The 19796-nt window shown below is 47.4% G+C and carries 16 protein-coding genes, 1 tRNA gene and 1 riboswitch; of the genes, 9 read left to right on the plus strand and 8 right to left on the minus strand.

The window, feature by feature from the left end; translation table 11 throughout:
- Positions 1-17: 17 nt before the first annotated feature.
- The 7 genes from hflX to GCU85_RS01985 all read right to left on the minus strand — a co-directional run bounded on the left by hflX (position 18) and on the right by GCU85_RS01985 (position 6699).
- Positions 18-1343, minus strand: a complete 1326-nt coding sequence (hflX, locus tag GCU85_RS01955; RefSeq protein ID WP_328592778.1) for a ribosome rescue GTPase HflX — start codon at positions 1341-1343, stop codon at positions 18-20.
- 65 nt (positions 1344-1408) lie between these two features.
- Positions 1409-1672 carry an RNA chaperone Hfq gene (gene hfq, locus GCU85_RS01960; protein WP_152808816.1) on the minus strand — a complete coding sequence of 88 codons (264 nt, stop codon included), beginning with the start codon at positions 1670-1672 and terminating at the stop codon, positions 1409-1411.
- 34 nt (positions 1673-1706) lie between these two features.
- The gene (gene uvrB, locus GCU85_RS01965; protein ID WP_152808818.1) at positions 1707-3728 is read right to left on the minus strand and encodes an excinuclease ABC subunit UvrB; all 2022 of its coding nucleotides are present in this window, start codon (positions 3726-3728) and stop codon (positions 1707-1709) included.
- Positions 3729-3999: 271 nt separating this feature from the next.
- Complete coding sequence (locus GCU85_RS01970; RefSeq protein ID WP_152808820.1) at positions 4000-4662, minus strand: hypothetical protein; 663 nt, start codon at positions 4660-4662, stop codon at positions 4000-4002.
- A gap of 39 nt (positions 4663-4701) precedes the next feature.
- Complete coding sequence (locus GCU85_RS01975) at positions 4702-5478, minus strand: hypothetical protein (RefSeq protein ID WP_152808822.1); 777 nt, start codon at positions 5476-5478, stop codon at positions 4702-4704.
- Positions 5479-5562: 84 nt separating this feature from the next.
- Complete coding sequence (locus GCU85_RS01980; RefSeq protein ID WP_152808824.1) at positions 5563-6165, minus strand: hypothetical protein; 603 nt, start codon at positions 6163-6165, stop codon at positions 5563-5565.
- 72 nt (positions 6166-6237) lie between these two features.
- Complete coding sequence (locus tag GCU85_RS01985) at positions 6238-6699, minus strand: hypothetical protein (RefSeq protein WP_152808826.1); 462 nt, start codon at positions 6697-6699, stop codon at positions 6238-6240.
- Positions 6700-7052: 353 nt separating this feature from the next.
- On the opposite strand from GCU85_RS01985, the gene GCU85_RS01990 reads away from it, so the two are divergent.
- The 8 genes from GCU85_RS01990 (at position 7053) to GCU85_RS02025 (ending at position 17060) form a co-directional block, all read left to right on the plus strand.
- A tRNA-Asn gene (locus GCU85_RS01990) sits at positions 7053-7128 on the plus strand.
- A 186-nt stretch (positions 7129-7314) separates the two neighbouring features.
- Positions 7315-7572: riboswitch (cobalamin riboswitch) on the plus strand.
- 107 nt (positions 7573-7679) lie between these two features.
- Positions 7680-9704, plus strand: a complete 2025-nt coding sequence (locus GCU85_RS01995; protein WP_218110475.1) for a TonB-dependent receptor plug domain-containing protein — start codon at positions 7680-7682, stop codon at positions 9702-9704.
- A gap of 154 nt (positions 9705-9858) precedes the next feature.
- Positions 9859-10953, plus strand: a complete 1095-nt coding sequence (locus GCU85_RS02000; protein WP_328592781.1) for an ABC transporter substrate-binding protein — start codon at positions 9859-9861, stop codon at positions 10951-10953.
- A complete protein-coding gene (locus GCU85_RS02005) occupies positions 10950-11930 on the plus strand; it encodes a FecCD family ABC transporter permease (RefSeq protein WP_152808833.1) in 981 nt (326 codons plus the stop codon). The genes GCU85_RS02000 and GCU85_RS02005 overlap by 4 nt, the downstream gene beginning before the upstream one ends.
- On the plus strand, positions 11927-12661 hold the full coding sequence (locus tag GCU85_RS02010; RefSeq protein ID WP_152808835.1) for an ABC transporter ATP-binding protein: 735 nt from the start codon (positions 11927-11929) through the stop codon (positions 12659-12661). The genes GCU85_RS02005 and GCU85_RS02010 overlap by 4 nt, the downstream gene beginning before the upstream one ends.
- A complete protein-coding gene (locus GCU85_RS02015) occupies positions 12658-13899 on the plus strand; it encodes a S41 family peptidase (protein ID WP_152808837.1) in 1242 nt (413 codons plus the stop codon). The genes GCU85_RS02010 and GCU85_RS02015 overlap by 4 nt, the downstream gene beginning before the upstream one ends.
- Before the next feature lie 49 nt (positions 13900-13948).
- On the plus strand, positions 13949-15016 hold the full coding sequence (dinB, locus tag GCU85_RS02020; RefSeq protein ID WP_152808839.1) for a DNA polymerase IV: 1068 nt from the start codon (positions 13949-13951) through the stop codon (positions 15014-15016).
- Between the two features lie 163 nt (positions 15017-15179).
- Positions 15180-17060: a lysophospholipid acyltransferase family protein gene (locus tag GCU85_RS02025; protein WP_152808841.1), complete on the plus strand. Its 1881-nt coding sequence runs from the start codon at positions 15180-15182 to the stop codon at positions 17058-17060.
- Here the strand turns inward: GCU85_RS02025 and GCU85_RS02030 are convergent.
- Positions 17017-18357: an FAD-dependent oxidoreductase gene (locus GCU85_RS02030; protein WP_152808843.1), complete on the minus strand. Its 1341-nt coding sequence runs from the start codon at positions 18355-18357 to the stop codon at positions 17017-17019. The genes GCU85_RS02025 and GCU85_RS02030 overlap by 44 nt on opposite strands.
- A 303-nt stretch (positions 18358-18660) precedes the next feature.
- Here GCU85_RS02030 and carA point away from each other — a divergent pair, with 303 nt between their 5' ends.
- Positions 18661-19794, plus strand: a complete 1134-nt coding sequence (gene carA, locus GCU85_RS02035) for a glutamine-hydrolyzing carbamoyl-phosphate synthase small subunit (protein WP_328592782.1) — start codon at positions 18661-18663, stop codon at positions 19792-19794.
- The last annotated feature ends 2 nt before the right edge of the window (positions 19795-19796 follow it).

The raw sequence follows: 19796 nt of genomic DNA on the forward strand, positions 1-19796 counted from the left end.
AATTATGTGTGTCTATTTTAGCGGTCTGACGATGACATGCAAGCATTGTCGGTTGCAGTTGCATTAAATTCATCTAATACTTGCCAAATTTCTGAGAATTCTTGTCTCAGCGACTCGATTTGTGTCATCGACAACGTGACGCACAGCATCATATTACCTGCCTCGTCTATTTGCTCAGATTCAACCTCGCCCAAGGCATACAACCGCGCCCTTAACGCCGCATCCGCAGGCGTGATTTTCAGCACCAAACGGCTCGTTTTGCCGTATAAATGCGCCCTAACCGCTGCCGCCAGCTCGGATAACCCTGCTTTGGTCAACGAAGACACAAACGCAGCTTTGACCTCGCCGCCATTTTCGATGATTTGTGCGGGCTGCCCCGTTAAATCAATCTTATTATACACGCGAATCATAGGCACATCGTCTGCGCCAATCGTCTTTAAGATGTCTCGCACATGGATTTCGTGTTCAATATGGCGGTCATCGGCGGCATCAATCACATGCAATAACAAATCGGCTTCGACGGTTTCTTGTAGTGTAGATTTAAACGCCGCCACCAATTCGTGCGGCAAATGACTAACAAACCCAACCGTATCCGTCATCAACACAGGGGCTTTGTCGATGGGGATTAGCTGGCGGATGGTGGTATCTAAGGTGGCAAATAATTGGTCTTTGGCATACACCTTGGCATCAGTCAGCGCATTAAATAGCGTTGACTTGCCCGCGTTGGTGTAGCCGACAACGGCAACCGTGGGAAATTGCTTGCGCTTGCGCCCCGAGCGAACCAATTCACGCTGCGAACCGACTTTTTCTAAGCGTTTTTCGATTTGTTTGATTCGCGCATTTAACAATCGGCGGTCTGTTTCGAGCTGGGTCTCGCCTGGCCCGCGCAACCCAATACCGCCTTTTTGGCGCTCTAGGTGCGTCCAACCTCGGATTAAGCGCGTTGATAGATGCTTTAGCTGGGCTAATTCGACTTGTAGCTTACCTTCGTGTGAGCGCGCCCGTTGGGCAAATATATCCAAAATCAACCCCGTCCGATCCAGCACACGGCATTGCAACAAGGCTTCTAAATTTCGCTCTTGGGAAGGCGATAACGTCGCATTAAATAACACCAGTTCAACGTCATTGGCGACGACCATTGCCTGTAGTTCTTCGGCTTTGCCTTTGCCGATAAGGTATTTGGCATTGGCGATTTTTCGGGTAACAGGTACCGAGTCTAGTATCTCAGCCCCTGCTGACAAGGCGAGTTCAGCGAATTCGTTGCGGTCTGATTCACTTAATAAAAATTCTAGCGAAACCTGAACCAGTAACGCACGTTCTCCTGATTGCGGTCGATCAAACACTAATGATCTAAACCGCGTAGTGCCGCCATCCGAACGACTGCCAGGCAAAACACCGACAACACCACTTAGTGCGACTCAGACGTTGGCGCATCTGCCTTGTCAGCCGACTCATTCTCACGCGGGATTCGCACCGCGTGTGCAGGCACTATCGTCGAGATGGCGTGCTTGTATATCATTTGGCTGGTATTATTCCTAAGCAGGATAACAAACTGATCAAATGATTCAATTTGTCCCTGAAGCTTGATGCCATTCATCAAAAAAATTGCGACTGGCGTGCGCTCTTTGCGTAGCGCGTTGAGATAAGGGTCTTGTAAAGACTGTGTTGCCATCTAGGTCACCTTTATAGTAGTAGTTAATTATGACTCAGTACATATTATCTCGAATATTTTTGATTTTGTCACGGATATTTGCTGCTGCTTCAAATTCTAGATTGGCTGCGTGGGTTTTCATCGTTTTTTCTAGCGCTTCAATTGCCTTGATGGCTTCGTTAAAGGGTAACGGCGGCAGCGGCTGCCCTTGTTCGTCTGTGCCTTGTCCGCGCTTGTTGCGCAAGGACTTACTCCCCACAAAACCACCCACCAAACTCTCAGCGACGGCTTTTTTAATACTGGTTGGCGTAATGCCGTGGGCTTCGTTATGGGCTATCTGTTTTTGGCGCCGCCGCGCCGTTTCATCAATTGCAAACTGCATGGATTTGGTGATTTTATCGCCGTACATAATAGCACGACCATTGACATGCCGTGCCGCACGACCAATCGTCTGGACCAACGCTTTTTCACCGCGCAAAAACCCCTCTTTGTCGGCATCTAATATCGCCACCAAAGACACCTCGGGCAAATCCAGCCCTTCACGCAATAGGTTAATCCCGACCAATACATCAAACACCCCACGCCGCAAATCGTGGATAATTTCGGTGCGCTCCACCGTGTCAATATCTGAGTGCAAATACCGCACACGCACCCCATGTTCGTCCAAATATTCGGTCAAATTCTCTGCCATTTTTTTGGTCAACGTAGTGACTAACACGCGCTCGCCTTGGTCGATAACGGCTGGAATTTCTGATAGCAAATCATCGACTTGGTGCGTGGCAGGCCTGACCTCGACTTGTGGATCTAATAGCCCCGTTGGGCGGACAATTTGCTCGGCAATTTGCCCCGAATGCGTCAGCTCATAATCGCCTGGCGTTGCCGAGACATAGATGGTCTGTGGTGCCATGGCTTCGAATTCTTCAAAGCGTAATGGCCGATTATCTAGCGCCGATGGCAGGCGAAATCCATAATTTACTAGCGTTTCTTTGCGCGAACGATCACCGCGATACATGCCATTGAGCTGACCAATCGTGACGTGGCTTTCGTCAATGAATAACAACGCATTGGCAGGCAAATAATCGTACAACGTCGGTGGTGGCTGCCCTGCTGCCCGCCCTGACAAATACCGCGAATAATTCTCAATCCCCGTGCAATAACCCAATTCGTTCATCATCTCAATATCAAACAGGGTGCGCTGCTCTAGCCGCTGCGCCTCGACCAGTTTGTTTTCCTGAGTTAGCGTGGCTAGTCGTGATTTTAGCTCGACTTTGATGGATTTAACGGCGTCGTCAATTGTAGATTTGGGGGTGGCATAGTGGGTTTTGGGGTAAATCGTCACGCGCGGCACGCGCCCCAGATACTCACCTGTCAGCGGATCAAAATAGCGAATGGATTCGATTTGGTCATCGAATAATTCGATACGCACCGCTTCCCACTCTGATTCGGCAGGGCGAATATCAATCACGTCACCGCGTACGCGAAAGGTCGCCCGCTCTAGGGCTATGTCATTGCGCGCATATTGTAACTGTGCCAACCGCCGCAGTAATTCGCGTTGGTTAATCGCATCGCCCTCGACCAAATGCACCACCATTTTGAGATACGCCTCAGGGTCGCCCAGTCCATAAATACACGACACAGACGACACAATAATCGTGTCTTGGCGCTCTAGGATGGATTTGGTCGCCGATAGGCGCATTTGTTCGATTTGCTCGTTAATCGACGCGTCTTTTTCAATAAACGTATCCGACGAAGGCACGTACGCTTCGGGCTGATAATAATCATAATACGAGACAAAATACTCCACCGAGTTATGCGGAAAAAACGCCTTCATCTCGGCATAAAGCTGCGCCGCCAGTATTTTGTTTTGCGCGAGTATTAGCGCGGGGCGGTTGGTGCTGGCAATGAGACTCGCCATCGTAAAGGTCTTGCCCGAACCCGTCACCCCCAGCAGGGTTTGTTGCGCCAACCCTGCCTCTAACCCATTTAGCAAGGTCTTAATAGCCGTCGGCTGATCACCACTGGGTGCATAGTCAGTGATTAATTCAAACGGGCGTTGGTCAATCGAAAATTGGGGCATCAGGTATCAGATTATGGGGGTTATTATGAGGATTGGTTGTTATGAATCTGCTGATTATCGCAGTTATCGGATGAAAAAACAAAACTATCACAACGCAGATTCAAAATAAAGCCGCCGCTCACCCCAAAAAATCACCATTTAATTGTCACAGCAATAATGCGATAGGAAATAAAATCAAAAACTAACGACAACTAACAATCAATAGGGCAATGAATACTGACTTATAGCATCAACGCCCCATCAGATAAGCCATTGTAAGTCGTGATAAAAATCACTCAGATAAATCTATCGGTGGTATCTCAACCCCTTCCAATAACCGCCTAAATGCAGCGCTATCAATCCGCACCATATTCGTCATTTCGCTGATTCTATTAGTGTAATAAGGGGCACTATACGCAAAAAAGCATAAGTCTTCCGCCTCATTTGTTAAATCGAGTACTTTGTAACGACGCCCTTCGCCAAGACGCACGTCGACCACATCAATTTCAAAGAAAACGATATTCTCTGGCACTAATACGCGATCAAAATCAATTGGGGGTGTCACTACATCAGCTAATTCTGAATGGGACAGTGAGCGAACAAGCATAGTAGGGTTTGGTGCCAAATGATAACCAAATGACGCAGTGAACTTGAACTCAGGCATACCCCGCATCGCGCTTCTCTTTTTTAGTGCAAATAGGTCTTCTTGATCCACCGAACACTCAAAGAATGCTGCATCAAAATATCGAGAAAAAAATCTCTTTGAAAGGTCCAGCTCGGTACTGACCTGAAAGGACACGTAATGTCGGTTAGGACTAAAACTACGGCGAGGGGCATCAGCCTCAATTAAATGTAGCCCTTCAACTCGAAGGTCATTAGATATCTTGGTCGCACAGCCTACTGTTGCGGTGGATAATAACAATACGACCAACCCTCTGAATAATAATTGTTTCATTTCATTCACTCTCCTATCTGTATAACGCTATCGCATTCATTATGGATCAACACGCCAAATATCAAACCCGCTCACAGGTTGAAAGCTATGATTAGCGGGATTACAATAAATGCCGCATATGACTGCGTGATTAGCATTGCTCCGATAAAAATTATCAGCATAGCCCAAGGGGGCATTGTTGTAACTACGCCCCACCGTGCCGATAAAATCAGCAGGACTGCTAAATAGCGTACCAGTTGAATCTAAATTAGTCCAGATAACTGCGTTATTGGCAACAGCCTGCAAATCAGGGCGCGTCCATCCTACGGCATCTACTGTGATTAACTGATGAACTTGCATCCCATCAGCGACCAAGTTCATGGTTTCATCAGCACCCCAGCTATGGGCAACAACCGTAACACGCCCTTCATATTGACCGACTAACTCGGGCAAGCGGTCACTGACATCGTGCCACTCAACATACTCATTAAAGAACTTTTCTTCATAAAGTCCCTTAACTGGGCCGACCCAATCATCAAGCAAACCACCCACACCAATGACTTTATCACCAGCATCAATGTCAGGTTTTGGCTTCTTTGGTGTTTGTGAACGCCTAGACTTATTCTGCTGCAGGTCATTCACTGCAAACATCATCATCCCAGTAATCGCGCCGTTAGCGAATTTACCGCCTGCGATTTTCGAGGTCGTCCCACCAATTAAGGCAGAAGCCACATATCCCGCACCTGGCATGGCTTTTTCTAGCTTACTCGCCACAGGCCCCGCGAGCTTACCAATAAACGCACTCGCAAAACTCGCCCCAAAGTCACCACCGCCCACATGACCAATCGCCCCTTGGGTAAACCCATGCGCGAACGCCGCCGCGATCCTATCGGGTATCCCCGTCAGTCCATCAAAGTAAAGCTAAATATCAGGACACCCAACACTCATGTTTTTTATACTTGGCCAGCTAAAATAAGAAGTGACAGAGTAGCATTCTTCGCGCTTATTAATGCGCAATAATATTGTCGTAACACCTTGTGTCACTTCAATTGACTGAGCAGAGCAATTGTTCGCAATACAATTTTTAATTGCATCATTATGCCGCAAATTATTTTCAATGACTCTAGCGTCGCTGGAACTAACTAATATCATCACTCCATAAATAACGATTGGAAATAAATCAAACAATGTTTTTAATGACACAGAATATCTTCGCGTAATAATGCTTGTCCTTAAAAAATAAAACATCCCGTAAATCAAATTCACTAAAATCCAAAAAAACATACAGAAAAAAAACAAATTATCAGCCAAGGCATAATCTATAACTAGATAAATGAAGAGACTAACAATAAACACAACATGATAAACTAGCCTATACGTTATAAAATCTCTGGCTAAATCCAGCAAAAAATAAGCCATAAAAACTATAACAACAATTGGGTAAAATATGGCGGACCAACTCTGACTGATACCATACCCAATTAGTAAGACAGGAATTATAAGAACAAGCCATTTATTTTGCATCAAAGTCCACAGTATCGAAAATCTGTTTTAGTATCATCTCAATCGATAACGCCACCATTCATCTTGCCCTTGTCACATATCATCCATTCGGTTAGCGCCTTGCACTACCTGTCTGATATGCTGTGATTGCACCTGGGTTAAATCAACCAATAGCGCATGGCCTGATGTTTGGTTGGCTTTTTCGCTTAGCATGTTATAAAAATGAATCACGTGGTTAGTCTGTTCGATATATTTATCCAAAATCGCACGGCTATCAAGCGATGCATACTCCGCTTGGCAGCCGTGTTCGTGGCCGCTCAGCGGAGATTTTTCAAAATATTCATACACCCAGCTATTCAGCGCATTGCCAAAATCCGCGCCGAGATAGCCTTGTAAAATATTCGATAAGGCGAGCTCATGGCCTGCGATATAGTGGAGCAACATTTGTGCACGTGCGTCACTATTCTGTACTGCACAGGCTTGCATGCAGTTCGCAAGCTGCAAATGGTATTCGTGTGTCCAATCGACAAATTGACTGATGGTCTCTACTTTCATTTTTTTTTGCTCCTTGATTTTGGGTGGTTTTGGGTGGTTTTTGATGGCTCTGGGTGTTGTTAACAGCCAGAGACAACGCCCACTGAAAAACGCCCAATGAAAAACGCCCAATGAAAAACGCCCACTGGCGTGTCGGATTGTGTCGGATTATGTCGGATTAGCTGGTGAGAAAGCCTTTACACCAAAAAATCGCACCGAAAAACTTAAGACTTCCAACATAGCATAATTTGTTGCTAGTTGCTAGTTTCTAGCGCTTAGACAACACTGCCTACCACCCTTTTACTGGGTTTGTGATAATTTTCTGACAATTTTGTTGACGCACCTAAGAGAGTCTTATAAAATACCTCGCACTTTCCCCGATAGCTCAGTTGGTAGAGCAGAAGACTGTTAATCTTTTGGTCGGCGGTTCAAGTCCGTCTCGGGGAGCCAAACACCAAACAGCCTGCATACGCAGGCTGTTTTTATTTCTACCGCCAGCAGTCACTTACCCTCTGCAATCACTTCTCCAGCAATCACTTCTTTGTGACTGCGTCTTTATCGATAACTTACCCCGCCACATTTATTTTTTGTAAAAATCGTCGTTTTTGTTATCGACAACCCGACTAAATTACGGTAAATTAATATTTGAGCACTGGTGTGATAACACTTAATAGGGAATGTGGTTTAAAACCAAACTGCCCCCGCAACTGTGAGAACATATTAGGCAAAAGTACATCACTGATGTTATTGGATTAGCAACCTCGGGCAATACGCCAACGCGTAATCGCAACCACGTAATCGCCCACACGTAACCGCTAAAACAAAACCCATTGGGAAGATTGCTTTGATACTGCCGTTCAAGTCAGGAGACCTGCCAGCTGCCCGCCTAGTGATTTGTACGGGGTGTGCAAAATCTTAGCGCAATGCGTTAGGGCGGATTTGCCCGTGCCTAGCGACTAGGCATGGTTTTATTTTGTATCCATAAAAGTACGGAGAAAATCATGCAAAAAATCATTCCTCTTGATTTGGTGTTATCACTTTCAACCCTAACCACATTAACCCTTACCGCAGTAACCCTAACCGCAGTAACCGCTTTACCAGCAACGGCGGATGAAACCAACCCGCAACAACTCGATGACATCTACGTCACCACCGCCTACAAAGCCCCTGCACAGTGGGACAATACAGGCTCCTCAGTAACGGTGCTAACGCCTGAAGATTTCGACCAGTTAAACGCGGTCGATGTTCTCGATGTCATTAAATCAGTCCCTGGCGTCAGCATCACACAAAGCGGCGGTCGTGGTACGCTTTCCAGTGTATTTATGCGCGGCGCAGACTCCGATCAGACCTTGGTGATTATTGATGGCATCAAGGTCAATAACCCTGGGGCAAATGGCGCGTATAACTTTGGCACCCTATCATTAAACGATGTTGAGCGCATAGAAGTCCTACGCGGCGAGCAATCTGCGCTGTGGGGTTCTGAGGCAATTGGTGGCGTCATCAGCATCCAAACCACCACAGGCAAAAACGCTGACAAACCATTCAATGCCAAAGTCAAACTCGGCGGCGGGTCTAATGCCACCGCTGAAAGCAACGTCAGCTTATACGGCAAAGAAGGGGCTTTTTACTACGCCATCAATGCCAATAAAACACGCACCAACGGCATCTCTGCCGCCAGCGAAAACACCTTTCATTACACCAATGACCAAGGCACGCAGATTATCTCAGGCGGCGCATCCGAAGACGATAGCTACCAAAGCGGTAGCGGCTCAATCCGCTTGGGCGCTGATTTTGAACGCGCTGGCATCGAGGTGCTAATGCGACACACGAGCATTACCAGTCATTACGACAACGGCCCACTCATCCGCGAAGCAGGCGATACCAATTTTGATTTCAGCCAAGAAAACGATGGCAACCCCAGTACCAAAACCAACGAAAACCTCATCAAACTCGAAGGCTTTGTCGGCAACCCTGACGACCGCATCCACCAACGCGCTTATATCAGCCACATGAGCAACAACAGCTATTTCTCAGGCCGATTTGGTGACAGCATTAACAACGCTGACAAACGCAATCTCGGCTACCAGCTTGATGTTAACTTTGACCAAGACGGTGCGGCCGAACAAGCTATCAGCGCCTACCTCGAATACACCAAAGACAAAATGGATGGGTTTAACGGTAACAACAGCCTCAGCCAAAACAGCGCCGCGGTTGAATATCGCTGGTTTCATGACAATGACCATGCCTTTTCGGCAGGCCTTCGCTATGATGACAATGACCTATTCAAAGACGACACCACTTTTCGTCTCGCCGGTGGCTTTCGCATCAATGACCTGACACGCCTACACGCCAGCATTGGTACGGGCATCAAAAATCCCACACTAATCGACCTATATGGCTTTGGCGGCGGCTTTCAAGGCAACCCCAATTTAAAACCCGAAAAAAGCTTAGGCGGCGAATTGGGCGTGACACTGACGACCACTGATGATCGCCATCGTGTTAATTTTACGTATTTTAACCGCCGCCTAGACGATGCGATTTCAGCCCGTTCGGTGCAAGACGCAAACGGTGACTTTACGCGCGAAGCCTTTAACATCGATGGCAAAACCCGTGTTGATGGATTTGAAGCCGGCTACCAAGGCGAACTAACAGATAAACTCACTTTATCAGCCAATTACACCTACACCAACAGCGAAGACCCCGATGGTAACGCGCTTATTCGTCGCCCCAAACACCAAGCAAGCAGCGGCCTAAACTACCAAATCAATGACCAGTGGCAAGCCCATGCAGACGTCACACATGTTGGCAAACGCGACGATGCCTATTTTGACAACAACACGTTCCAGCAAGTCGGCGTGGAATTGCCCAGCTACACGGTATTTAACCTCGGTACGCGCTACACGCTTAACAAACACCATACGCTATACCTCAACGCCAACAATATTTTCGATGAAAATTACGAAAATACCATCGGCTTTGGGCAGCCTGAGCGCAATTTCTTTATCGGCTATCAAGGCCAATGGTAAGCCCATCGCTAAGCGCAGCGGTAAACTTATCGGTAAGCGCAGCGCTAAGCCCAGCGGCAGGAAAAATAACAAAAAAATCGGCATTCACACAAAATGAACAAAATGTAATGCTATTGTTACCGAGATGATACAAATTTATCCTGCCTTTGATGCTATGCTTATCACAAGTCACCACAGACGACCTATTCGGGTTTCCTGGGGCGGCTTAAAACAAAGCAATCCGAAAAAAGCCACTAGGCGTGCAAGCGTCTGGTGGCTTCTTATTTCACGCCTGTTTAGCCCTAGGGTAGCGCCTAGACTGGCGACTAGGTTATTCTTTAGGCTATTGCTCAGGTTATTGCTCAGGTTATGCCTCTTTTTCAGTCTCACCAGCAGCTTTACCAGTGTAGCTGCGCAAGACAGCCCCCAACGCTTTGTTTCGCTCTCTTTATGTAGCGATCGGTTATTGATTGAAATCGCTAACGAAGCGTCCATTGCCGCATTATCCACCTACTCGACACGACCCGATTTAATGTTAGACCGAGTTAATCGCACCCACCCGACGGTCAAACCGCAAATCAATGACTTGCTCCCCTATGCCGATGCGACTTTTTTAATCAATGAAACTTTTTACCCCCAGCTTACCAGACAATTGCGCACGCTCAACTTTCATGTCATTGCGCTAAATGACAGCACCACATCGCCCGAAGCGCTCATTGAACACATCAACACCCTAGGCAATATCACCAACAATCCAAGCCAGTCTCGCGCCTTGGTTGCCAAAATCAAGGCATTAGAAGACGCCCTGCCAGCGCTTCCGCACGATACGGCATTAGTGATTGGTTATGGCGGGCTCATGGCAGCACTGCCTCAGTACCAACCATTTTTGGACTTGCTTAATCTCGCACCGAGCACCGCAACTCAAGCTAACCGACGCCAACAAATTAGCATTGAAAACTTGCTGGCAAACCCAGTCAATAATCTAATTTTCCTCACCCATCAAAGCCACTACAGCCGCGCCAATGCCTTTGCTGACAATCCCGTGCTGCAACAATTATCGGCAAGCGCTTTTACCATAAAACTGGCCACAAAATACTTAAGCTGCTATGACCATGGCATTTGGCTAGGCGCAACCCAAGTCGCCGCCGCGCGCGCCGATTTTCTCAAAGCCAGAGACACAGAAAAACATCAGGACAGTCCCCAGAACAAGGCGCACACCGCAAAAACCAGGCAACCCATTCAACCCCAACAACATAGGTCGTCGCAATGAAATTAGCGCGCTTGCCGTTTAATCTTGTGCTAACGCTCATCTTGTTAGTGCTTGTTTATGTCGGACTGACGCTAGGCATTGAGGCATTCAGCGTGATTGAAACCCCCGACGGTAACCAGCTGGACCTAAAACACCTCGTTATTTTTGAGGTTCGCTTGCCGCGTTTGTGCTTAGCGATGCTTTGTGGCGCTTGTCTTGCTATTACGGGTAACGCCATGCAAGGCATTTTTCAAAACCCACTGGCTAGCCCTGGCTTATTGGGCAGCGCCAGTGGCGCCAGTACGGCTAGCGTATTATTACTGTATTATGCACAAACCAGTACATTCGTGCTGTTGGGCGGCGGTGTCTTGGGTGCCAGTGTTGCATTTTTCGTGGTTTATTTGATTGCTTATCAACGCGGCCCAGCCATGTTAATTTTAGCGGGTGTCGCGGTCAACGCCTTGCTCGCTGCCACCACCACGTTGCTCTTATCCAATGCCAAAAATCCCTGGGCACTGGCAGAGCTCTATCACTGGCTGCAAGGTTCGCTCACGCTGGCAAATTTTGACGATATGCGCTTATCCATGCCCTTTGTCATTGCGGGATTATGGTTGATTTTTAGCCAACGCCGCTACATTGACGCACTGACCTTTGGCGAAGAAACAGCCAAAACCATGGGCATACGCTCTCGGCATGCGTTATTACTTAATGCCTTTGGCGTTTCGCTCATTTTAGGCGCCGTCATTCCGCAAACGGGTGTCATTGGATTTATTGGCTTAGTCGCCCCCCATTTAGCGCGTATGCTGCTCAAAACACGCCCGTCACAACTCTATCTAACCAGTGCGCTACTCGGTGCGATATTGCTACTCATTGCCGATTTACTTGTTTGGCACGTCCCCTTATTCGACGGCGTATTTGTCGGCACATTGACCTCGATTATTGGTGCGCCGTTTTTAGTCTGGATTCTCTATCAATACCAAACCAAAAGACACACATGATACGTACTGAATCGCTGTCGCTAAACAACCGCTTGCACGACATCACCCTCACGCTACCCGACTGCGGTCTGATCGGCATTATCGGCCCGAATGGCGCAGGCAAGTCTAGCCTGCTCAAATGCTTTGCTGGCATCGCCCAACCCGATAGCGGCACGGTTTTTATCAATGGTGAATCGTTACTCAAGCTAGACTATCTCGCGCGTGGACAGCGTATTGCCTATCTCGCACAAAACACCCCGATTGCTTGGGATATGCCCGTGTATGAGACGCTTGCACTGGGGCTAATCGACAAACTGCCCGCACCGCTGCAACAGCAAAAGGTTCAAACCATTGCAGCGACTTTTGCATTGACACCCCATCTCGACACCTCCATTTTTCAGCTATCTGGTGGCGAGCTCGCCCGTGTGCACTTAGCCAGAGCACTGATCAAAGATGCCCCCATTTTATTAGCCGATGAACCCATTGCCGCATTAGACCCTTATTATCAGATGGATATGATGCAGCTCTTGACCGACTTGGCGACCAAACAATTGTGTGTCATCGTGCTACATGATTTGGCATTGGCGTATCGCTTTTGTCAACATATCATCCTGATGGATAAAGGCCAAATGACTGCCTACGATGCAACGCAAAATGTCATTGTTAATGAGAATTTACGCACAGTATTTAAAATATCTGCTACAATCGATAAACAAACCAACAGCCTTTACAACCTAAAAAAACACCCATGAAAAAATTATTTGCTGTCTTAATACTGATTCACCTCACCTATACCGCCGCTGCCAAAACCGAGAGTAACGTGCCCGTCGATGAAATCCGTAATTTTATCGATATTTACAATGTCATTCGTAATGACTATGTCGAAGAAAAAGACGGTAAAACCTTATTAGATTATGCCATCGAAGGTATGCTCAGCGGATTAGATCCGCATTCGGTTTATTTTAAGCAATCAGAATTGGACAACTTCAACGACAGTACGCAAGGGACTTTTTTTGGTTTTGGGGTACAACTCGATATGCAAAATGGCAAACTCATCATCATTGCCCCCATTCCAGGCAGCCCCGCCGATGAAGCCGGCCTCAAAGCACGCGACCAAATTATCAAAATTGATGACCAAGTCATTGAAAACCTCTCACTACCTGAGGTAATGACGCTACTAAAAGAAACCGACACAGTCACCTTTACCGTGCAGCGCCGCGAGGAAAAACCCAAAACGTACACCGTCACCAAATCAACGGTCGAAATACCCAGCGTCAACAGCAAATTACTCGAAGCTGGCTACGGCTATTTGCAAATCACCCAGTTCCAACAAAAAACCGATCAAATGTTTGCGCGCCAATTGCAGTCGCTACTCGATGAAGACATCAACGGACTAATCGTTGACTTACGTAACAATCCAGGCGGCTTAGTACATGTTGCGACTAACATTGCGGATCAATTTTTAGACGCTGGCTTAATCGTTAGCACCAAAAATGAAAACACGGGCGTTGAGGACAAAATCCACGCCACCAAAAATGTCATGGCAGAGGATATGCCATTGGTTATTTTGATAAACGAAGGCAGCGCCTCCGCCTCTGAATTACTCGCTGGCGCATTACAAAGCCATAAGCGCGCCATTGTGGTCGGCCAACCAAGCTTTGGCAAAGGCTCGGTGCAAAACGTTATCACACTCAGCAACGGAGATGCCATCAAACTAACCACAGGGCGTTACTACACGCCAAACGGCGAGTCCATTCAGGCCAAAGGCATTACCCCAGACATCCAACTCAGCCAATTAACCGTCAGCGAAGCTGAAATTGATTTACTCAGCTATAGCGAAGCGGACATCAAGGGCCATTTGCCGCCACAACAACGAGACGACGCCAACAGCAATCGCTCGCAAGAAGCATCTGAAAAAACGTTGGCTAAAAATGATTTACAGTTATTTGAAGCGCTCAATATACTAAAAGTCTTGGTGCTCACCCAGTAACCCCTAAGACACGGCAACGCGACGCTAAACCACGCAAGGCGCATTTTGCATGCGAAAAATCATTCACATTGACATGGATGCTTTTTTTGCCTCGGTAGAACAACGCAACCAACCTGCCCTACACGGTCAACCCATCGCCGTCGGTGGCGACCCAAAAAAGCGGGGCGTGGTCGCAACAGCGAGCTACGAAGCCCGTGCGTTTGGCGTGCATTCCGCCATGCCAATGGCAACGGCAATCAAACGCTGTCCTGCGCTGATTGTTGTGCCATCGAATATCGCCGAATATCGCCGTGTTGCCATGCAAATTCGTGACATTTTTGCCCGATTTAGTGACTTGATTGAGCCGATATCCATTGACGAAGCTTACCTAGACGTCACCCACAACGATGATTTTTCAGGCTCTGCAACACGGGTTGCACAGGCTATCCTAAATACCATCAGCGAAGAAACACAACTCACCGCATCGGCGGGCGTATCGTATTGTAAATTTTTAGCCAAGTATGCCTCCAACGTCAACAAACCAAATGGCATTTACACCATCACCCCAGCCAATGCCAGACAAATCATCGACCAGATGCCCATCGGAAAATTTCATGGCATTGGCCCTGCAACCGAAAAAAAACTCCAACAACTCGCGATAAAAACGGGGTTTGATTTACGTCACGCAAGCCTAGATGCCCTAACCCAATTGCTGGGCAAAAATGCACGGTTTTACTACGAGTTAGCGCAAGGCAAAGACAATCGCGAAGTGCGTGCCGAGCGGATACGCAAATCCTATGGTAGCGAAACCACCTTTGCCAACGATTTAACCGCGCCGACGCAGTTAGCACAGGAATTAAGCCATTTGTTAAATACCACTTGGACTAGTTTAGCCAAGCACCAACTCACCCCTAAAACACTAACCATTAAAATCAAATACCAAGATTTTTCCCTACACACTCGCCGCTTGACCGAGCCCGCAGGAATAGACTCGCAACAATCTGCCCATATCATTGCCCAGCACCTACTAACTCGCCAACCCATCCTGCAACCCGTGCGCCTATTGGGCGTGAGTTTTTCTAATTTTTTATCGACCCACGTCGCCCACCAAACAAAACAATTACGTTTATTTTCCTAGCCCCCAGCCTGCCCGCGCGGTTATTTCGGCACAATGATTTCTTTGCGCTTTGCTATGAGGTTTGCTACGACCTTTATTATCTCTATCAACTATCATAAAAGTGTCATCATTCATTGCTATAGTGGCTTCAATAGTCATAATTGACGCAACGGCAACGGTAACAATGATTGATGTAAAACAACTACTGCACAGTAAAATTCCAGAAAAATGGCACAACACCTGGCTAATCAACGCAGCCGCCTATGCCCTGAAAAAAATCATCAAGCAAACAGAAATCAACCAATTTTTGCGCGAATCTCAGCACCTAAAAGGGTTTGATTTTATTGATGCCATATTAGATTATTTTCAATTTAGCTACCAAGTAAGCGAACGCGACAAGTCTTGTTTGCCTAGCGCTGGACGTTGCGTAATTGTTGCCAACCATCCATTGGGCGCATTGGATAGTTTGGCGTTATTGCATTGGGTTTGTCAGGTTCGTCCTGATGTCAAAATCCTTGCCAACGACATGCTATCAACGTTTGACGCGCTAAGTCCGTATTTACTCCCCGTCAATAACTTCAAAACCCGCCACGCAGCTGGGCGCATGAGTGCTATTCATGACGCACTCACCGAAGAAATGGCGGTCATTATTTTCCCTGCAGGTGAAGTCTCTCGGACGCGCTGGACACGAATACGCGATGGCGCTTGGCACAAAGGATTTTACCATTTTGCCAAACGTGCTAACGCCCCTATCGTGCCCGTTTATATTCAGGGGAAAAATACCTTTTGGTTTTATTTATGGGCGAAAATCAACCGCCAGTTAGCCATGATTTTACTCCCCCGCCAAATGTGGCATCAACGCAAAAAAGTCATTACACTGCGTGTTGGCTCAGCATTGCCCATTGACTTACTCACTCAACTCCCATTTAACGACAAGCAGATTATCACCATGGTCCGTAAGCACGTTTATAAACTGGCAAAAAACAGCAAAGGACTCTTTCAATTACCCGACCCAGTCGCACACCCAGAAAGGCGCAAGGACTTGCGCCTTTCTATCAATCATTGTCAAACACTGGGGCAAGACAGCAATGAAAATACCATACTACTTTATGAGCCACAGAAAAATTCCCCCTTATTGAGAGAGCTAGGACGACTTCGCGAGATGACCTTTAGACAAGTCGGAGAAGGCTCGCAAAAACGCCGTGACCTAGATCATTATGATGCCAACTACCAACATTTGATTATTTGGAATGACCATGACTTAGAAATCATGGGGGCTTACCGTGTTTTTCCGACTAAAAACTGCCTCGCAAACGCAACAAGCAACGCAACAAGCAAAACAACGAACACCACCGCAACGCGCATTGATATTTCGGCACTTTACACCAGCAGTTTATTTGATTTTCATGGTGATTTAAATTGGTTAGCAAATGGATTAGAGTTGGGGCGCAGTTTTGTCCAACCAAAATACTGGGGCACGCGTAGCTTGGACAACCTTTGGCAAGGCATCGGCGCCTATTGTGCCAAACATCCCGACATTCGCTATTTATTTGGCACGGTGAGCATTAGCGCCAGCTATCCAAGCACTGCGATCGATTATTTGGTGGCCTATTACCGCCACTATTACCCGCGAAGACAATTTGATATCCAATCAAAAAATCCCTACCGATTAAGTGCTGAGAGCCAACAACACTTTGACCGACTATTTGCTAATCAAACCAGAGACGCTGCCTATATCCACATGAAAAATCACCTGCGAGAAATGCATTTGGTCGTGCCGACTCTATTCAAACATTACGCCGCGCTTTGTGAGGCCAAAGGCGTTGTATTTACCGATTTTGGTGTTGATGATCGCTTTAATGGCTGCGTTGACGGGTTTGTTATTGTCGATTTACATCACATCAAACCCAGCAAGCACAAACGCTACCTCGCAGGGTATGAAGAAGGGTATCTCGCAGGATATCACGAAGCGCATCTCCGACCGCAACCATCCATCATGCCGTTATCTACCGACATAACCCCTACCGACATAACCCGCCAGTATGAGCAAATCGCTCGGGATTGAGCAATGACCAATCCACATCCAAGCTACCCAAACTATCCTGACTATCGGACGAAGCGCCACTATTACCGTCAATTAATTGCGTCACCCGCTCCGCCGTTGCAAGGCTATTGGTCATTCCCAAGCTGCCATGCCCAGTTGCAATCACTACGTTATCAAATCGGCTACTGCGACCAATTAATGGCAAATCATCAGGCGTTGCGGGGCGAAAACCACACCAATCTTGAATACGTGTCACTGGATGACTCAAGGTAAAATACTGTGCAGCACCCTGTACAATCGCATCAATTCGGCGCGAATCTAGCGTGGCATCAAACCCTGCCAGCTCATAATGACTGGTTAGCCGAAGCCATTGCCCCATTGGGGTGACTGCGATATGCTTTTCCGCGAGTAGCAAGGGCAAATCAACGTCCTGCGGGTTACGTGCTAGTGTCACGCTATAGCCCTTGGCAGGCTGTATGGGTAGATGAATACCCAACTGTTGGGCAATCTGCCCCGACCATGCACCACCTGCAAGCACCACCGTGTGCGCTTGGATATCGCCTTGCGAGGTAATAATCTGATTAATCCGTTGGTGCCTAGTTTTAAACCCTAGCACTTGACAATCACGCATAAATGTCACGCCCAGTTTCTGTGCCAATTCAACCAATGTCTTAAGTAACTTAACTGGATTAACCTGCGCATAATGCGGACAATAAAGCCCGTATTGAACAGCAGGATTTACCTGCGGTAGCCTTTCTCGAATTTGTTGCGGGGTTAAGGCTTCAACGGTGACGCCATAACGGCTTAAACGCCTCGCCGTATCACGTTCTGCCGCGTAGGCTTTGGCATCCATAAATAAGCTTATGCGTCCTTTATACGCAAAATCAACAGCTACCGCATGTTGTTGATGCAACGCTTCTAGTCGTTCGATTGTTTTTTTACCCATCGCTAATAGTAACGGGATGGCTTGCTCCACTTGCGTTTGGTTGCAGGCCCGTCCGAACTGCCATAACCAACGCAGTAGCGCTGGGTCTAAGCGCGGCTTGATACGTAAGGGGGCATCGCGTTCAAACAGCCATTTAAGCCCTTGCAATGGTACACCAGGCGCCGCCATAGGAATAGAGAATCCATGCGACAGCCATCCTGCATTACCATAAGAAGCAGCGTTGCCATGGGACGCCCCACACCCTAACTGATTTTTCTCCAATACGGTCACTCGATAGCCTTGCTCAGCCAAATAATAAGCGGATGCAACGCCGATGATGCCACCGCCAATAACGATGACATCGCCGCTATTTCCTTTGTCTATTAGGTTCATTTTATTTGATTCATTCGTTCGTTTTGAGTACTTTCATCGCACAATGTTAAACCATCGGCACAACTAAGCTAAAATGCCTAAATAGTTAACCGTCGCTACCTAAAAAAACTAAACAGATTACCTAGCCCTACACCTTGTCCTATTATACGCCCGAAGTGCTCATATAACTACAACACATAGCAAAAAAATCGTGTCATACTTTTAATGAATTTACACAATTATCGATAGCGTTTAGGTGTCATTTCAGTTATAATACCGAACCAATGTGCAAACGTGAAATGCAGGGTTAATCCATTGAATAAAATAAAAAATACCGCTATACTAGCACTTGCAAACGGAACTGTATTTAAGGGAACGTCCATTGGCGCAAAAGGCCATCGTGTCGGGGAAGTCGTTTTTAACACATCAATGACGGGTTACCAAGAAATCCTCACCGACCCGTCCTATGCCCAGCAAATTATCACCCTAACTTACCCCCACATCGGTAACGTTGGGACAAATCCACTAGACTCAGAGGCCAATACGACCCACGCAACGGGCTTGGTTGTCCGCGATGCGTCGATTACGACCAGCTCATGGCGTGCAGAGCAACCCTTGTCTGATTTTTTAGTGCACCATCGTGTGGTCGCTATTGCTGATATTGACACCCGCAAGCTCACCAGAATGTTACGCGATAACGGCGCGCAAAATGGCTGCATCATGGCTGGCGATATCGATGTCGACAAAGCCATTGCACTAGCGCAAGGGTTTGGCGGACTAAAAAACACGGATTTAGCGCAACAAGTCAGCACCCAACAGCCTTACGAATGGCTAGATGGTAAAGAGTGGGAACTTGCTAGCAATGACTACCCCAAGCGCAGCAGCACTCAATTTCATGTCGTTGCCTATGACTTTGGCATTAAACACAACATTTTGCGCAAACTCGCGTCACGCGGCTGTAAAATAACGGTCGTCCCTGCAAAGACTTCTGCTGCGGATGTGATGGCACTGCGTCCCGATGGCATTTTCTTATCCAACGGCCCTGGCGACCCAGCGCCGTGTCAATATGCAATTGATGCCGCCAAAACGTTTATTGACAACAAGACCCCCTTGTTCGGCATCTGTTTGGGCATGCAAATTCTGTCGCTTGCGGTTGGCGCCCAAACACAAAAAATGAAATTCGGTCACCACGGCGCTAACCATCCCGTCAAAGACACCCGTGATAACCGTGTTTATATCACCAGCCAAAATCACGGCTTTGCCGTTGATGAAAAAACCCTGCCAGAGACGGTTAATGTCACACACCGTTCGTTATTTGATGGCAGCTTACAGGGTATCGAGTTAACTAACTCGCCAGCGTTTGGTTTTCAAGGCCACCCCGAAGCAAGCCCAGGCCCGCAGGATATCGACGCCCTATTTGACCACTTTATTGCGTTAATGCAAGCGCATCACTCTTAACC

The organism is Ostreibacterium oceani (assembly GCF_009362845.1).
GTDB classification, from domain to species: Bacteria; Pseudomonadota; Gammaproteobacteria; order Cardiobacteriales; family Ostreibacteriaceae; genus Ostreibacterium; species Ostreibacterium oceani.

What these genes read in the sequence shown, in the direction of transcription:
- GCU85_RS02030 (WP_152808843.1), bottom strand. Translation starts at nt 18,357, where the DNA reads ATGAACCTAATAGACAAAGGAAATAGCGGCGATGTCATCGTTATTGGC.
- uvrB (WP_152808818.1), bottom strand. Translation starts at nt 3,728, where the DNA reads ATGCCCCAATTTTCGATTGACCAACGCCCGTTTGAATTAATCACTGAC.
- GCU85_RS01970 (WP_152808820.1), bottom strand. Translation starts at nt 4,662, where the DNA reads ATGAAACAATTATTATTCAGAGGGTTGGTCGTATTGTTATTATCCACC.
- dinB (WP_152808839.1), top strand. Translation starts at nt 13,949, where the DNA reads ATGCGAAAAATCATTCACATTGACATGGATGCTTTTTTTGCCTCGGTA.
- GCU85_RS01980 (WP_152808824.1), bottom strand. Translation starts at nt 6,165, where the DNA reads ATGCAAAATAAATGGCTTGTTCTTATAATTCCTGTCTTACTAATTGGG.
- GCU85_RS02010 (WP_152808835.1), top strand. Translation starts at nt 11,927, where the DNA reads ATGATACGTACTGAATCGCTGTCGCTAAACAACCGCTTGCACGACATC.
- GCU85_RS01985 (WP_152808826.1), bottom strand. Translation starts at nt 6,699, where the DNA reads ATGAAAGTAGAGACCATCAGTCAATTTGTCGATTGGACACACGAATAC.
- GCU85_RS02005 (WP_152808833.1), top strand. Translation starts at nt 10,950, where the DNA reads ATGAAATTAGCGCGCTTGCCGTTTAATCTTGTGCTAACGCTCATCTTG.
- GCU85_RS02015 (WP_152808837.1), top strand. Translation starts at nt 12,658, where the DNA reads ATGAAAAAATTATTTGCTGTCTTAATACTGATTCACCTCACCTATACC.
- GCU85_RS02000 (WP_328592781.1), top strand. Translation starts at nt 9,859, where the DNA reads ATGCTTATCACAAGTCACCACAGACGACCTATTCGGGTTTCCTGGGGC.
- hfq (WP_152808816.1), bottom strand. Translation starts at nt 1,672, where the DNA reads ATGGCAACACAGTCTTTACAAGACCCTTATCTCAACGCGCTACGCAAA.
- GCU85_RS02025 (WP_152808841.1), top strand. Translation starts at nt 15,180, where the DNA reads ATGATTGATGTAAAACAACTACTGCACAGTAAAATTCCAGAAAAATGG.
- GCU85_RS01995 (WP_218110475.1), top strand. Translation starts at nt 7,680, where the DNA reads ATGCAAAAAATCATTCCTCTTGATTTGGTGTTATCACTTTCAACCCTA.